The sequence below is a fragment of the Blautia stercoris genome, from assembly GCF_054657695.1.
Genome location: NZ_BAAHYF010000002.1, coordinates 1,295,921 through 1,312,383, shown reverse-complemented (window position 1 = coordinate 1,312,383; position 16,463 = coordinate 1,295,921). Strand labels below are relative to the sequence as shown.

Sequence of the window (16,463 nt, the reverse complement as noted above, 5' to 3'; positions counted from 1 at the left end):
ATTTTATTTTTCTTCTTTTTTCTCTACTCCTGTGTCTTTTCTTCTCTTCTTGTAATAAAGAACCACTCCTGCAAATACACCAGAAGCACTAATCAGTCCTGCCATTGGAAGAAGGAAATCGGTTTCATCCCCTGTCTTCGCACTCTTTGCACTGCTGCTGCCTGTTGTCTGGCTGCTGCTTGTCTGTGCCTGAGTTCCTGTTGTCTTATTCGTGCTTCCACTTTGCGTTCCTTTGTTGGTTGCTGTACCGGTTGTGGTATTTGAGCCTTTGTTTGTTGTACCAGTTGTTGTGCCAGAACCCTTGTTGTTATTCTTATCGGTCGTTGATGTGTTATTATCTTTGTTGTTATCCTTGTTGTCGTCTTTCTTATTATCATCTTTGTTGCCCGGGTCCGGTTTATCGGTATTATTTGCCAGCTCTTCTAAGCGTTTGATTTCTGCTTCTCGCTCCTCAAGTGCCGTTTTTGCATCTTTAATCATTGCTTTCTGGCTCTCACTTAAAGCATCATACGCTTTTCTTGCCTGTTCCACTGCGGTCTTGTCTGCCAGTTTCAGTTCTTTTACTTCCGGAAGACTGTTAATCTGCTGTGCCACTTTTTCTGCTTCTTCTTTTTCTCTCTCGAGTAAGCTGATCTGGTTTTCAGCGGTTAACAGTGTATCCACTACTCCACTTTCTGTCAACTGACGTTTCTGGTCTGCATTTAATGCATCATAAGCACTTCTTGCCAAAGATACTTTTTCTGCATCCTCCAGTTTCAAATCTCCAACTGCCGGAAGTTCCTGAATCTGTTTTGTTACCGCTTCGGCTTCTGCTTTTAATGCTTCGAGTTTCTGTTCTGCCTTTTCCAGTTTGTCATACGCTTCACCGGAAACAAACTTCTTCTGGTCTTCACTCAGAGCATCGTAAGCTTCTCTTGCCTGTTTCAGTACTGCTTCATCCTGGAACATCACATCCTCTTCGGACGGAAGGGCATTGAGTTTTTCTGTCACTGCATCGGCTGCCGCTTTGTCTGCCGCATCCTTTTTCAGTTTTTCTAACTGCGTTCTTAATTCACCAAGTTTTGCAACACTTTCCGGTGCTTTTCCATTCAGATATTCTTTCTGAGCATCACTTAATGCATTGTAGTGTGCCTCTGCACCTGCAAGAGCCACTTCATCATCCAGCGTCAGATTGTCTTTGGACGGAAGCGCATTCATCTCTTCTAATACCAAATCCGCTGCCTGCTCTTCGAGTAACTGTGCAATCTTCTTCTCTGCACTTTCCAACTTGTCGGTTGTTTCCTTAGAAACCAGTTTCTTCTGGTCATCCGTCAGCTTGCTGTACGCATCTCTTGCAGCGTCAACTGCTTCCTGATGTTCCAGAGTCACATTTTCGGCTGTCGGAAGCGCATCAATCTGAGCAATGACTGCATCCGCTGCTTCTTTGTCTGCCTTTTCTTTCTTAAGGGCTGCCAGTTGTTCCTCTGCTTTTAAGAGCACATCGTAATTGCTTACATATCTCTTTTCCTCACGGGTAAGGGAATCATAAGCCTTACGTGCTGTGGTAATCTTTGCTTCACACTCATCTGTAAGCTCAATGGTTTCATCAATCTGCTTGATCTGATTTTCGACCTTTTCACCACGTTCTCTTGCACCAGGTGTTTCATCCAACGCTTCTAACCATTTATTCCAGGTAGATGCATTGCCACTTGATGCAAATCCGGACTCGTCTTTCATATCAGACTGTTCTACTTTGTAGTCATCGATGTAATGCCATACGATTTCATCACCTGTGGTTACATACCATTCATTTAAGCCTCTGTCCGGGTGTACTCCGTTTACGGTATACATCCAGCCGGAATTTTTACCGTTGTCCATTTCCTTTAATTCATAACCACCATAAATTTCCGGTGCGGTAATGGAACTAATGTAGTTGTTTTCAATTCCTACATAAGAAAGTCCCGCTTCCTCTAATGCAGTCTTAAACACTTCACCAACCGTTACTTCTGACTGGTCAAAACTGTAAGTACCGGTTGCAATCCATGTCGTATAAGCATGAACGGCTTCGTTGTCACTTCCCTCTTCTCCGTGTTTGGTATCACCAATCAGACGGAATGTAACAACTGTCTTGTTCGGGTCTGCGGATGGGTCACTTACTTTATTTACGGTAATCGAACTCATCACTGCAGTTAAGAGATTGTGACCGTCTTTATCTTTCTTGACAGCTGTAAAACGATGCGTTCCTAAAGAAAGGGTATTGGTTTCTACCTGAAGCTGTCCATTTTCATCGGTTGTTCCAATCAGTTTACTTCCTTCATAAATCTCTGCATCGGCAATGGCTTCTGCCTTTGCATCATTTTCGGAAACACCTGCTCCTGCTAATGTCAAGGTCAGGGTTTCTCCACGGTTGACACTCTTTGTTTCCGGTGTCAGATGTGCATCTTTCATGCCATCCCATCCAGAACTATAGAAGAATTCAACCTTATCTCCGTCGGATGCTAATGTATTGGCCGGATCATCACATACCACACCATTTACCTTGCAGATCCAGCTGGCTTTCTTTCCGTTACTTTCTGTAATAGAATCACCGGTAAGTACAAATTTACCTCTGTAACACTCAAAGCCTGCTCTGCTTGCATCGGCTGCATCTAACAATGCATGAAGTACCGTGTAACCGCCATGGTTATATAAGACATAACGATTTGCTGCCAAATCTTTTGCTTCCTGTGAAATGGCTACATCCGTTGTCGGGCAGAATACCGTACTCTGACCTGCAAGCTGTACCGATACGGTTCCAGACTGAGCCGGAACTGCCTCTAAGCTTTCTATACGGATAACCGGATTGGTTTCTTCATCTGTTACTTTGAAGCTGTCTGTCTTGGTCAGGAATCCACTCTTAGATACATAGTAAGTATAAGTTCCGTTTTCAAGCGTGTAAGTTCCATCCTCGTTGGCTTTCATGGTCTTACTGCCCTGCATTACAAGTACGGATGCACCTTCTGGAACCTCAAAAGTTGTCTGTTTTGAAGGAGAACGACGAGTCACGTCGATGGTGTAACTACTGTCTTTTCCGATTGCTGCTTTACAGTTTACGGTTAATTTGTTGACACCAACTTCCAGTGGGATAGCTTCATCGGATTGATATTCTGTTCCATTCAGGGAAATGGTATAACTTTTTATAACTTCTTGATTATTCCATATAGCACCTTCAACATTTACCTGAATCTTGTCTGTCTCATTTGGCACAGATGTATTAAAATGCTCTTCTGTTCCAATAAATCCATATCCCAAATCTTGTGTAACGATATTACCTTCAGAATCCTTGTACTCAACATCATCTGCTTCTAAAATTCCATCCCAACGTCCAAGTGAACCACTTCCTTCTGCTGATGAAATTTTTATGTCATTCAGAATAAATGTTCCTCTTTTTTGTTTTCCACCTTCATATAAATGTCTGGCATAAGTCATCGGACTTCCATTCTCAGGTATTACAATGACTTCTACCTGTATATCTTTTGATTTTACTGCAGATATATCATCACATGAATATATCAATGGATTTCCAACTATTTGCCAAAATTTCCCTCCGAAGCTATTTGTTTTTAGATGCGCTTCAGAAAAATCCATTTCCTGTACAATTGCATTCTCTTTCTCTGTTCCTAACCAATATCTAACCAGCAATTTAGCCTTATCATCTTTTTGAAGTAAATCAGCGCCCACCTGTGCATAGATTTGTCCTGTTCCAAAATCATCATCTAACGATACTCCACAGTTTCCATTTCTCCCAACTTCTTTTGAAGTTGTCGCAAACCATGCTCCTGCACCATCAACTATAGGACTTCCATTTTTATCTACAGTAGCAGCCAAAGCTTTTAACAAACCTGCCGAACGATTTGCACTTTCTTCAGAATCTTCATTAGAATTAACTTCAAAAGAAATTTTTGGAATATATGCCATCTTTCCATAATCAATGTTAGGATTATCTCCACCGTTCCAATATTTTCCCATAGAATTTCTAGTTAATTTACGATGCGCACCATCTACTGTTCCCCAAGCACTTGTTGTCAACGCACCATCTGTAATCTGGTAAGTTCCTACATCTTCATCCTGTAGTCTCACTATAAAACTACTACCTGCCATATATTGTCCAAACGAAGTTGTATAATCCACTCCATTTGTCTTACATACAAACTGCACACCACTCGGATTATAGATTGCCGACATTTTAAATAATGGAGGAATCATATTTTCCATTGTTATCTTTGCAGTATCTCCAACTTCCAGAGTTTTTCCAGGACGATACACGTTATTAATTGTAATGTCCAATCCTCTGGCAAGAATCACATGATAGCTGGTTGCATCTCCTGCTTTTATCTCCACAATATTTCTTCCTTCGGACAATTGAATTGTATAACTCTGCTTTCCATCCTCTGTTTCATTTGCCTGATAAGTTTTCCAGGAACTATCTGCTAACCATTTCGTCGGATTTTCACTGAGTTTACCATCTGTTACAGTAATTGGTTTATGAACACGCACAGAAGTAATCTTTTCTGGATTTTCTCCTGTTGTTGCTGTAGGAGTAAACGTATATTCCACGGAATCACTTATCTCCTGCGTAACGCCATCTGCTCCTGTCTGACTTTTAAGATAATAAACGGTACGTCCCTCTATCATATCGATATTAGAAGTTATCTGTGTTTGTGTCTCCTCTTCTCCAACATGCACAACTGCAATTCCAGTCAATTCCGGCAGTAATGCACTATAAATATAACTTCCTGTTCCACTTGTAATAGAAGCAGTCTCTACCGCATCATAATAAAAAGCAACCAGAACCGTGCCTTCCCCATTTGCATGAATTCGACCAAACTGTCCAATTTTATCATCTTCTGTTACTTCAACAGACGCAACACTTTCATCTCCACCAATTACCACATAATGCCAGTCTGGATCGTTATGAGCATTTGCTACACCATTTTCTACTGCCTGCCATGCACGTAACGGTACTAAATCAAAATATTCACCTACATTCAAATCAATCTCACTATTTTCTGGAAGATTTGTTAACATGCTGGCATAGATTCCCGATTTTTCCTGTTCCCTGTGTATCTGTGTCGGCTTATCTTCAAGTGAAGCAACCGTTACTTCAGTATGGTCATCATTCCATTCACCATTCAGATTCTTGGTATAACGAGTTACTTTTCCTTCCTGACGCATCATATAGGTAAAGCCTTCTGGAATTTTGTAATAATTATACCCATCTTCTGTCCTAAAAGGAGTATAGGACTTCCAGTTTCTAGCTGTATAAAACTTTAATTCCCAGGTAGTATAAACTTCCATATCTACTGGAGCTTTGACTGTGATATAACTCTTTTTTAAATAAGGAATTTTCCCGTTATCTGAAAGATTTAATGGTTCAAATGTTGCCTCTCCATAAACATAAAAATGTCCTTCAATAGGAAGATAATTTTCATCAAAAGGTGTAAATTTAAAATTATAATAACTGTCGCCGCCACAATCAAGAACAATATAATTATACACATCATCCGTGGCATGCCAGTATTCCTTCTGTTGTTTTTCATCATGCAATGTCAATGTACCAAGGTCAGGAAGATATCCCCATCGATATTCTTCATCCAGCCAATGCTGTGGAGATACTTGTTTAAATGTAACAAATGCAAGTTTCAATTCTGTTGTATCTTCTGTTACTGTAAAATATCCGCCAGCTCCATTTGAACTCGTATCCCCAACATATTCATAACAATATTCTCCTGGGGCTACGATAAAACTCTTATCTTTTACCTCAATCTCCTGTTTTTTATCAGCTGTATATATTTTTACATTACTGATACCTGTAAGATTAATTATCCTATCGGTATTTTCTGCTGCATAAACATTTACTCTCAATATTCCCAACAAACACATTACAAATAGTAGATATCGGAGTATTTTTTTCATTTTCATATTCTCCATTTATTTATTTCTAAAAAAAGATGGTTTAGGCGTATTTTCCGCCCAAACCATCTCCGTACCCAATTATTATTTTATTTAGTTTAATTTATCAAAATATGCATTTGCCTGGTTCATTGTTCCAAATGCCCAATAAACACTATCTCCTTCTTCTACTTCAAGAACAGAAGCACTTACGATATCACCCTCTGCTACTTTTTTACCATCACGAACAACACAATAATTCCAGCCATAATAAGTCCAATCTTCAGTTGTATATGCTTTAAGAGTACTTTCATCTGCATTTGTTACTGACTGTACATATCCACCATTTTGTTCAAAGCTCATCTCATTTGCTTCTGCCAGACTATATAACGCATCACCTGCTGTCGGATAACTCTGTGCAGCTCCTTCAGAATCTTTAAATGGATTATCTGCGTCTTTAGATGCAGCTGCTACATTTACATTCTTTGCTGTCTCATTTATAACTTTATCACTTCTCAAATCAATAGCTCTAACTAACGAAGCTTTTACATCCTTCTGCGTCTCTTCTGCCTCTACATACACCGTCATATCGATTCCGGCACTTTCATTATTGGTATTTACGATGTGTAAGCTTGCTGGACCATATTGACCAGCTGCACCAGTAATTGTTACTGTACCAGCCCAACCATCTGCTGTCTCCTTAGCACCATACGCATAATTTTCAATAATTTTACCTTTTCCAGCATTAATACTATCAACTTTCAGTCCGCTTTTTGCCGCATCTTCTGAATCAAAACCAGTTCTCTGATAATAAGCGTTTGCTGGCATTAATCCAAGTGTTACGCTAGAATTAGCTTCGATTGGTGTAGAATACAGAGTATCTGATGTTACTACCAGATTCGGGTCACCATTTGCTGCCAATACCGGCATAGCCATAGACAGTGTTGTTACTCCTGCTAATAATACTGAAACTACTTTTTTTGTTTGCATGGTTTTATACCTCCATTTTTTCTCCCTCTTATTAAGTCATCACAGCGTGGGGAGTATTTTATTTTCCACTGTGCGACTGTAAGGTTTCATTATCACGACTTTTTCACTTTCCTTCCTTTTGCTGTCTGTCATGATAATAAAAAAAGCCCGTACAACCGAAAGGTCATACGAACTGATTTCTCATCATCGAACTACAGATATTCCACCTCTATTCAATCAGATAATAAAGGGTACTGTTTATTCTTATGCTTCAGTCAATTCGTTCCTGGCCTCCGAATTTTCTTAAATATCGGGAATGTTTTATTACGCTCCGTCTTCTGGCTCAGGACCAATTAACCTACTCGATGTGTCTTACCAAATCTGATTCATTCAGTGACTTTTTACATCTTTCGTTGTCCTTACAGCAGGGAAAGGATCTGCTCCGGATTCTAACCGGATTCCGTTCTAAGTATTATCAATACTTATAAGCGTACACATTTTCCAACATTTCTGTATTAAATTCTATCAATCCTGTCATAATACTAATAGGATTGTTGCACGGTAATCTTAGATTCTTTCCATCTAAGATGCCTTTACATGTCTTATAATAACTGTAATTCATAATTTTGTCAATGTTTTCTGACATTTTTCTTAAATTCTTAAGCTATTTGCAAAGTTTTCTTATGCACTTTTAACGATATCTTAACATTCTCACTTCTAATCACCGTCAGAAAGCTTGTCAAATTTTCACAATCAAGGAGGTCTCTTATGAGAACAGGTCAAAACATCTATAAACGAAAAGACGGACGTTGGGAAGCACGAGTCTTTCTTGGAAAAAAGTCTAATGGCCGTCCACATTTCAAGTATCTGTATGCATCGACTTACAGAAAAGTTCTTTTTCTGAAAAACAATTATGAAAAAATGCTTACTTTGTCAAATGAAACAACGATTTCTACTGCTTTATTTTCGGATTCTGCTTACAAATGGTTAGCAGATTCTTCCAGGCGTTGGAAGCCAGCGACCTATATCAAGTATAAAAATTTTCTGGAGAAGTATATTCTTCCTGAATGGAACACGCTCTATGTACATGAAATTCATCAGGATACTTATAATAAACTGGTGGAACATCTGGCTCAAAGTCTTTCTGGAAGTTCTCTGCATACCATCAATACGATTATTAACGGAAGCTTAAAGCATACAAAAAATAGTCTGCCGATTTTATGTAAAAATCCGATTTCTAATCAGGAGAAGCATCCTCTCGATGTTCTTTCTGACAGTGAGTCTTATGATTTTCTCTTATATCTAAAATCTAAGGATTCCTTAACTACTGTCGGAATTCAGCTTGCATTGTTCAGTGGAATTCGTCTTGGTGAGCTGTGTGCTCTTACCTGGGCGGACATTGACTTGAAAGAACAGGTACTTCATATCCGTCACACTCTTCAGCGAATTCAAAATAGAGAACAATATTTCGGAGAACCTAAGACGGTATTATATCTTGGTTCACCCAAAAACAAACGAGAACGGACTATTCCTCTGCATCCTCAGATGATTCCGATTTTAGAAAAACTTGAAAAAAGTTGTTATCCATCAGACTATCTTTTATCCGGAAATTCGTCTCCCATAGAGCCTCGGACGATGACCAGCCGTTTTAAAAAGGTTTTAAAAAGTTGTGGCATCCGGGATTTTCATTTTCATACATTGCGTCACACGTTCGCAACTCGCTGTGTGGAATCCGGGATGCAGATTAAGGCTTTAAGTGAGATGCTTGGACATTCTTCTGTCAAAATCACAATGGACCGCTATGTTCATCTGTCCATGAGTTTCAAGCAAAGCCAAATCACTATCCTGCGGTTTCCGGATTCGGAAATTATAAATCGTCAGGAAACTAGTCAAAATTATCCGAAACGACAGGAAAATATGGTAGAAACAGGGGTAACTTCTTGGATGGAAAGAATCTAAGATGTCTCTTTTTATTAATATATGCAACAGGTCGAATTTTAGAACCAAAAAATACTATTTTCGTCTTTTTTTAGGAGAAAACAAAGAGGCCGACAAAAGCTTTCACTTTCATCGACCTCTTCGCATTTTATCTTACTTCACTTTATTTTATTTTATTTTTTTAATATCCTTCATTATGGAGCAGTTCATGTGTCTTTCCATTTAAGAACTCTGCATACAATTTCTCCATATCCGCATTATCATCGGATACTTTAATCGCAGATTCGGTATCTACTTCATACAGTCCTTCGGTTCTTACAGATTTTACACATTCTCCTGCTTTTACAGGCTGTCCGCCACCCATAACGCATCCGCCTTTACAAGCCATCACTTCAATTAAATGATAGTTTGCTTCTCCTGCTTTCATACGGCGGAATACTTCGTGTGCATTTGCCAGTCCACTTACAACACAGATATTGATATCGGTTCCTTCATATTGAATTGTAAATTCTTTGATTGCTTCTTCTCCACGCATACCAAATTCAGAAATTGCTTTTAAGGTTTCGGTATCGTGTGCCGGTACAAGGTGACGAAGCACTGCTTCTGTTACACCACCGGTAACACCAAAGATTTTACCACCGCCGGAAGCCATTCCAAATGGAATATCCGGTTCTTCGCATTCCATATTTGCAAAGTCGATTCCCGCACTCTTAATCATACGAACGAGTTCGGTTGTAGTCAGCACATGATCGGTATCCTGTTCTCCTTTTGTAAAGCTGTTCGGACGTTTGATTTCCATCTTCTTTGCGGTACAAGGCATGAAAGATACCATCACAGTACGTTTGCCTTCTGCTCTTTCCGGATCACGGTACCATTCTTTTGCAACTGCGGATAACATTCCCTGCGGGGAACGGCAGGTAGAAATATTGTCTTTATAATCCGGATACTGGTCTACCACAAATTTTACCCATGCCGGACAACAGGATGTCATAAGTGGAAGTTTTCCACCGTTTTTCACACGGTTTAAGAACTCTGCGGATTCTTCCATAACCGTTAAGTCAGCAGAAAATCCGGTATCGTAAACTTCGTCAAATCCCATCTGGTGAAGTGCACTTACCACTTTACCCATAGAACTCTTTCCTTTTGGAAGTCCAAATGCGTCTCCTGCTGCCACACGCACTGCCGGTGCAATCTGTGCAATCACTCTGGTATCCGGGTCTTCGAGTGCATCCCATACTGCATCGATATCGGAACGGATGGTAATTGCGCCTGTCGGACAGACTACTCTACACTGACCACAGCCTACGCACATTGTTTCTCCCAGACCTTTGTTAAATGCCGGCATAACCGTTGCTTCTGTTCCACGGAATGCGATTCCAAGTGCTTCCACACCCTGAAGTTCACGGCAGGCACGTACGCAGTTTCCACATAATACGCACTTGTTCGGGTCACGGATAATAGAGTAAGAACTGCAGTCTAACGGCTGTTCTTCTTTTGTATTTTCATAGCGTACTTCTTTTACGCCAAGGCGGTAAGCCAAATCCTGAAGCACACAGTTTCCACTCTTGTCACACAACGTACAATCTCTGCAGTGTGCTCCGAGCAAAAGCTCTACAATCATTTTTCTATATTTTTTTAATCTCTTGGTATTAGTATAAATTACCATACCATCTCTTGGTATTTCTGAACAGGAGGCAAATAATTTACCTCTCTCATCTTCTACTGTACACAAACGGCACGCTCCATAAATGGAAAGCTCCGGCTGATAGCATAAAGTAGGAACATTGATTCCAGCTTTTCGAATGACAGAAAGGACATTTTTCTCGTCGGTAAACTCAACTTTTCTGCCGTCGATTGTCATAATTCCCATATACCTTGTCCTCCTATCTGATTTCAATTGCGTCGAAGCTACAGTTATCTTTACAGCTTCCGCACTTGATACATTTTGCATTGTCGATTACATGTGGTGCTTTCTTTTCTCCTGAAATTGCAGATACCGGACAATTTCTTGCACACTTGGTACAGCCTTTACATTTATCCGGATTAATATAGTAATTCTGCATTGCCTTACAGGTATGGGAAACACATTTCTTATCTACGATATGTTCTACATATTCATCACGGAACATACGAATGGTACTCAGTACCGGAAGTGGTGCACTCTTTCCAAGACCGCAGAGAGACATACTTTTTACCATCTCTGCAAGTTCTTCGAGGCGCTCTAAGTCTTCCATTTCCCCTTTTCCTGCTACAATCTTTTCAAGGATTTCCAACATTCTCTTGGTACCTTCACGACAAGGAGTACATTTACCACAGGATTCACGCTGGGTGAAACTCATAAAGAAACGGGCTACTTCTACCATACAGGTGTCGACGTTCATAACAACCAGACCACCGGAACCTACGATAGCACCGAATTTTTTAACGGAGTCAAAGTCAAGTGGTTCGTCTAAGTGTTTCTCGGTCAGACATCCACCGGATGGTCCACCAATCTGTACCGCTTTAAATTCAGAACCGTTCTTTAATCCACCACCGATATCATAAATGATTTCACGAAGGGTTGTTCCCATCGGTACTTCAATCAGTCCTGTATTTTCGATTGAACCGGTTAAGGAGAAGGTCTTTGTTCCAGGGCTTCCCTCTGTACCGATCGTGCGGAACCATTCATGTCCCTCTAAGATAATCTTCGGTACGTTTGCATAAGTTTCTACATTATTTAATACGGTTGGCTTTGCCCACAAACCTTTATCTACGGTTCTTGGTGGTTTTGTTCTTGGCATACCACGATTTCCCTCGATGGAAGCGGTCAGCGCACTACCTTCACCACAAACGAATGCACCAGCTCCACGGTTGATATGCATGTGGAAGCTGAAGTCTGTGCCTAAGATATGTTCTCCTAACAGATTTTTCTCTTCCATAACATCGATTGCATGATGCAGTCTTGCTACAGAGTTCGGATATTCTGCACGTACATAAATATATCCATCGCTTGAACCAACTGCGTAAGCCGCAATCATCATACCTTCGATTAACTTAAACGGGTCACCTTCCATTACGGAACCATCCATAAATGCTCCAGGGTCACCTTCGTCACCATTACATACGACATAGCGTTCTTTTACTTTCTGATTTGCGACCTGTTTCCATTTTTTACCGGCAGGGAAACCACCGCCTCCACGACCTCTAAGACCGGATAAATCGACTTCTTCTACAACCTGTTCCGGCGTCATTTCAAACAATGCTTTTTCGAGAGCGCTGAAACCGCCGGCTGCCATATATTCATCTAAAGATTCTGCATCAAATTTTCCACAGTTTTCCAAGACGATTCTGGTCTGTTTTGCAATAAACGGAATTTCATCCGGCTGCACATAAGACTGACCTTCTTTTGCATAAAGCAGACGTTCAATCACTTCATCTCCAACAACGGATTTTTCAAAGATTTCTTCACAGTCATCTTCTTTTACTTTTATGTACTGAATGACATGGTCACCTTTCTGGATTCTTACCAGCGGACCAAATTCACAGAAGCCCTGACATCCGGTTCTTTTTACGCCCACATGTTCTTTCTCATCATGTGGTCCAAATTCAATGGTAACACCCGGTGCGCCTTCTGCGATTCCCAGCATTTTTTTATAAATTTTTTCGGAACCGGTTGCAATACAGCCGGTGCCTGAACAGACTAAAATACGGCAGTCATAAGCATTTAACTGCTTTTCTGCTGATTCTCTGCATTTATCAAGTTCCGCTCTATTCGTAATTGTCATGCGCCTTCACCTCTCAATTCTTCCAACAGCTCAATCACTTTTTCAGGTGACATTTTTGGATGAACATCTTCGTTTACCATCAAAGTAGGAGCAAGTCCACAAGCTCCGAGACAGGAAACGGTTTCAACTGTAAACATCATATCTTCGGTGGTGTGTTTCTTTTTGCCTAATCCTAACTGCTTATACAGTTCTTCCAGAATTGGCATGGATTTACGCACATGACAGGCGGTTCCGTCACAGACTTTAATCACATATTTTCCTTTTGGTTCAAAAGAGAAGTTCTCATAGAAAGTTGCAACACTGTAAGCCTTTGCTTCGGTTACTCCAATCTGTTTTGCGGTATAAGTAAGAAGTTCTCCCGGCAGATAGCGGTACTCTGCCTGAATATCCTGCATAACAGGAATGAGTGATGACGGTTTTTTACCATATTTTTCAATGATTTTGTCCGCCACTTCGTAGTATGACTGGTCTAACATACAATACCTCCTTGTTTTTTATATTTTTAAATTTATTATTTCCACCTCTTCTGTGTTACAATGATTATATTATACACCATTTTCACATTTTGCACAATTATTTTCTTAAAATTTATCAATTTGTATTTATTTTCACAATATCATTTACTTTTTCACCAGTTTTGTGTTATACTACTTCTGACATTATTACTGATTGTTAAGGTTTTTCCTGCGCAAGAAGGCATCAATGTGTATAATTCTGTATCATTGACTCGTCTGTCTGCGCTTTTGCGCAGATTTTTTTTTGTTCTTTTATTGTCAAAGAAAGGAGGATTTTTTAACATGCAGGACACCAGAATTGCTTTACTTGGAATTATTCTTACTTCTCATGATTCTGTTGAAAAACTCAATCATCTGCTCAGCCAGTATAGTTCTTATATCATTGGACGAATGGGAGTCCCTTACCGGGAAAAAAATATTTCCATTATCAGTGTCGCCCTTGATGCTCCAAATGATATCATTAGTTCTCTTTCCGGAAAAATCGGAATGTTGCCCGGCGTCAGTAGTAAAACAATCTACACCAAAAGTTAATCACTATCATTTTATATGGAGGAATTAAAAATGTATACTTACAATCCGGCATCCACAATTGCGGATGAATTTATTAACCATGAGGAAATTTTAGAAACTCTTGCTTATGCAGACGAGAATAAAAATAATGAAGCATTAATCGACTCGATTCTTGAAAAAGCGAAACTAAGAAAAGGTCTGACTCACCGTGAAGCTTCTGTTTTACTTGCCTGTCAATCTGAGGAAAAAAACCAGGAAATCTATCACCTGGCAGAGCAAATCAAAAAAGACTTCTATGGAAACCGTATTGTTATGTTTGCTCCGCTTTATCTTTCCAACTATTGTATCAATGGATGTACTTACTGTCCTTATCATGCAAAGAATAAACATATTCCGAGAAAGAAACTGACTCAGGATGAAATCCGAAAAGAAGTTATCGCTTTACAGGATTTGGGTCACAAACGTCTTGCCCTTGAGGCCGGTGAAGACCCAAAAAATAACCCGATTGAATATATTCTGGAATGTATCAAAACCATTTACAGCATCAAACATAAAAACGGAGCCATCCGCCGTGTCAATGTCAACATTGCCGCTACAACCGTAGAAAATTATCGTAAATTAAAAGAAGCCGGTATCGGAACTTATATTTTATTCCAGGAAACCTACCACAAAGAAAGTTATCTGGAACTTCATCCAACCGGACCAAAACATGACTACAACTATCATACTGAAGCGATGGATCGTGCAATGGAAGGTGGAATTGACGATGTCGGTCTTGGTGTCTTATTCGGTCTTGATAAATACCGTTATGAATTTGCCGGACTGTTAATGCATGCTGAACATCTTGAAGCAAGATTCGGTGTCGGTCCTCATACCATCAGTGTGCCTCGTCTGCGTAACGCGGATGATATCGACGCTTCTTCTTTTACAAATGGAATCAGTGATGATACCTTTGCAAAAATCGTAGCCTGTATCCGTATCGCAGTCCCTTATACCGGAATGATTGTCTCCACAAGAGAAAGCCAGAAATGCAGAGAGCGTGTGCTTCACCTTGGTATCTCTCAGATTAGTGGCGGTTCCCGTACCAGTGTCGGCGGTTATGCGGAAGAAGAACCGGAGGATGAAAGCTCCGCACAGTTTGATGTCAGCGATACCAGAAGTCTTGATGAAGTTGTCAAATGGCTGATGGATATGGAATATATTCCAAGTTTCTGTACTGCCTGTTATAGAGAAGGCCGTACCGGAGACCGTTTTATGTCGCTTTGTAAGAACCAGCAGATTCAAAACTGCTGTCATCCAAATGCCTTAATGACCTTAAAAGAATATCTGGTAGACTACGCTTCTCCAGAAACCAAAGCAGTTGGTGATGCCTTAATTGAAAAAGAACTGGTCAATATTCCAAAAGAAAAAATCCGCAATCTCGTAGTGGAACACTTAAAGGATATTGAAAATGGAACAGGAAATGATTTCCGATTCTAACTTTACGTATTTTCCATTTTATTGACGTAGGATGATTCTTCCTATACAAGGCAGCGGAACGAAGCGTAGTGGGTTCTACGGTGAGCGACGCTAACGTATTAGATGGAGAATCAGACACGTCTACAAAGGAGATTTTATGACAACTAATTTAAATCAAACCCCTTCGGCAAATCGTACTCATATCGGCATTTTCGGGAAACGAAATGCAGGAAAATCAAGCCTGATCAATGCCATTACCGGACAAAATTATGCGATTGTATCCGATGTACTTGGCACAACTACCGACCCTGTTTTAAAATCAATGGAGCTGCTTCCTTTAGGTCCGGTCGTTATCATTGATACTCCGGGACTTGACGATGAAGGAGAACTCGGGGCACTGCGTATTCAAAAGGCATATCAGATTTTAAACAAAACGGATATTGCCGTACTTGTAATTGATGCCTCCTTTGGTGTCACAAAAGAAGATTCTGAGATTTTAAAAAGAATCCACGAAAAAGAAATTCCTTGCGTAATTGTAGTAAATAAATCCGATATCTGTCCAAACTGTAACTTAGAAGATTTACCGCTTCCAGATTCAGATTCTGCCATTTTAGTCAGTTCCAAAACCGGGGAGCACATTCATGACTTAAAAGAACTGCTTGCACAACAAGCGTCACAAGATACCATTCAAAAATCTATCGTCGCAGACTTATTAAACCCTCTGGATTTTGTTGTACTTGTTGTTCCGATTGATTCTGCCGCACCAAAAGGGCGGCTGATTCTTCCTCAGCAGCAGACCATTCGTGATGTCTTAGAAGCAAAGGCAAGTGCAATCGTTGTACAGGAAACCGAGCTGGCAGAGACATTAAACTCACTTGGAAAGAAGCCTAAAATGGTGATTACAGACAGTCAGGTCTTTAAAAAAGTATCTGCAGTTACACCGGATGATATTTTACTGACCTCGTTCTCTATTTTATTTGCGCGCTACAAGGGAAATTTAAAGACTTTAGTTGATGGAGCTTCTGCACTGGATTCTTTAAAGAACGGAGACCGCATTTTGATCTCAGAAGGCTGTACCCATCACCGCCAGTGCGATGATATCGGAACAGTAAAACTTCCGAACTGGATTCGCAGTTATACGAAAAAAGAAGTCGAATTTGAATTTACCAGCGGAACAGAATTTCCTCTGGATTTATCTTCCTATAAAATGATTGTTCACTGTGGAGGATGCATGTTAAATGAACGGGAAATGAAATACCGCTTAAAATGTGCCGAAGATGCCAAAATTCCAATTACCAATTATGGAACTTGTATTGCTTATATCAATGGAATCTTAAATCGAAGTCTTGAGCCTGTGAAAGATTTCCTTTAAAATTTTTTTATCTCAAAAGAAAAAGCC

At 40.1% G+C, this 16,463-nt stretch carries 10 protein-coding genes and 1 riboswitch; of the genes, 4 read left to right on the top strand and 6 right to left on the bottom strand.

The window, feature by feature from the left end; all coding sequences use genetic code 11:
- Nucleotides 1-3 precede the first annotated feature (3 nt).
- From ACYQ2D_RS15810 to ACYQ2D_RS15800, 3 genes are all read right to left on the bottom strand, one after another.
- Nucleotides 4-5,934 (bottom strand): DUF4430 domain-containing protein, encoded by a 5,931-nt coding sequence (locus tag ACYQ2D_RS15810; protein ID WP_459786131.1) that lies wholly within the window; start codon nucleotides 5,932-5,934, stop codon nucleotides 4-6.
- 90 nt (nucleotides 5,935-6,024) lie between these two features.
- Entirely contained in the window at nucleotides 6,025-6,900 is an 876-nt protein-coding gene (locus ACYQ2D_RS15805) for a hypothetical protein (RefSeq protein ID WP_459786130.1), read from the bottom strand.
- A gap of 290 nt (nucleotides 6,901-7,190) precedes the next feature.
- Nucleotides 7,191-7,387: riboswitch (cobalamin riboswitch) on the bottom strand.
- Nucleotides 7,355-7,525, bottom strand: coding sequence for a hypothetical protein (locus ACYQ2D_RS15800; RefSeq protein WP_459786129.1), 171 nt, complete (start codon nucleotides 7,523-7,525; stop codon nucleotides 7,355-7,357). It overlaps the preceding riboswitch by 33 nt.
- A gap of 122 nt (nucleotides 7,526-7,647) precedes the next feature.
- Here ACYQ2D_RS15800 and ACYQ2D_RS15795 point away from each other — a divergent pair, with 122 nt between their 5' ends.
- Nucleotides 7,648-8,838, top strand: coding sequence for a tyrosine-type recombinase/integrase (locus ACYQ2D_RS15795; protein ID WP_459786127.1), 1,191 nt, complete (start codon nucleotides 7,648-7,650; stop codon nucleotides 8,836-8,838).
- A 160-nt stretch (nucleotides 8,839-8,998) separates the two neighbouring features.
- Here the strand turns inward: ACYQ2D_RS15795 and ACYQ2D_RS15790 are convergent, their stop codons facing one another.
- Genes ACYQ2D_RS15790 through ACYQ2D_RS15780 form a run of 3 tightly spaced genes read right to left on the bottom strand, consistent with a single transcriptional unit; the run spans nucleotide 8,999 to nucleotide 13,057 of the window.
- Complete coding sequence (locus ACYQ2D_RS15790) at nucleotides 8,999-10,687, bottom strand: [FeFe] hydrogenase, group A (protein WP_022303435.1); 1,689 nt, start codon at nucleotides 10,685-10,687, stop codon at nucleotides 8,999-9,001.
- A 13-nt stretch (nucleotides 10,688-10,700) separates the two neighbouring features.
- Nucleotides 10,701-12,581: an NADH-ubiquinone oxidoreductase-F iron-sulfur binding region domain-containing protein gene (locus tag ACYQ2D_RS15785; RefSeq protein WP_459786126.1), complete on the bottom strand. Its 1,881-nt coding sequence runs from the start codon at nucleotides 12,579-12,581 to the stop codon at nucleotides 10,701-10,703.
- Nucleotides 12,578-13,057, bottom strand: coding sequence for a complex I 24 kDa subunit family protein (locus ACYQ2D_RS15780; protein ID WP_022303433.1), 480 nt, complete (start codon nucleotides 13,055-13,057; stop codon nucleotides 12,578-12,580). The genes ACYQ2D_RS15785 and ACYQ2D_RS15780 overlap by 4 nt, the downstream gene beginning before the upstream one ends.
- A 321-nt stretch (nucleotides 13,058-13,378) precedes the next feature.
- On the opposite strand from ACYQ2D_RS15780, the gene ACYQ2D_RS15775 reads away from it, so the two are divergent.
- The 3 genes from ACYQ2D_RS15775 to hydF all read left to right on the top strand — a co-directional run bounded on the left by ACYQ2D_RS15775 (nucleotide 13,379) and on the right by hydF (nucleotide 16,436).
- Nucleotides 13,379-13,627, top strand: a complete 249-nt coding sequence (locus tag ACYQ2D_RS15775; protein WP_022303432.1) for a TM1266 family iron-only hydrogenase system putative regulator — start codon at nucleotides 13,379-13,381, stop codon at nucleotides 13,625-13,627.
- 30 nt (nucleotides 13,628-13,657) lie between these two features.
- Complete coding sequence (gene hydG, locus ACYQ2D_RS15770; RefSeq protein WP_117457816.1) at nucleotides 13,658-15,085, top strand: [FeFe] hydrogenase H-cluster radical SAM maturase HydG; 1,428 nt, start codon at nucleotides 13,658-13,660, stop codon at nucleotides 15,083-15,085.
- A gap of 136 nt (nucleotides 15,086-15,221) precedes the next feature.
- Nucleotides 15,222-16,436, top strand: a complete 1,215-nt coding sequence (gene hydF / locus ACYQ2D_RS15765) for a [FeFe] hydrogenase H-cluster maturation GTPase HydF (protein WP_459786123.1) — start codon at nucleotides 15,222-15,224, stop codon at nucleotides 16,434-16,436.
- The last annotated feature ends 27 nt before the right edge of the window (nucleotides 16,437-16,463 follow it).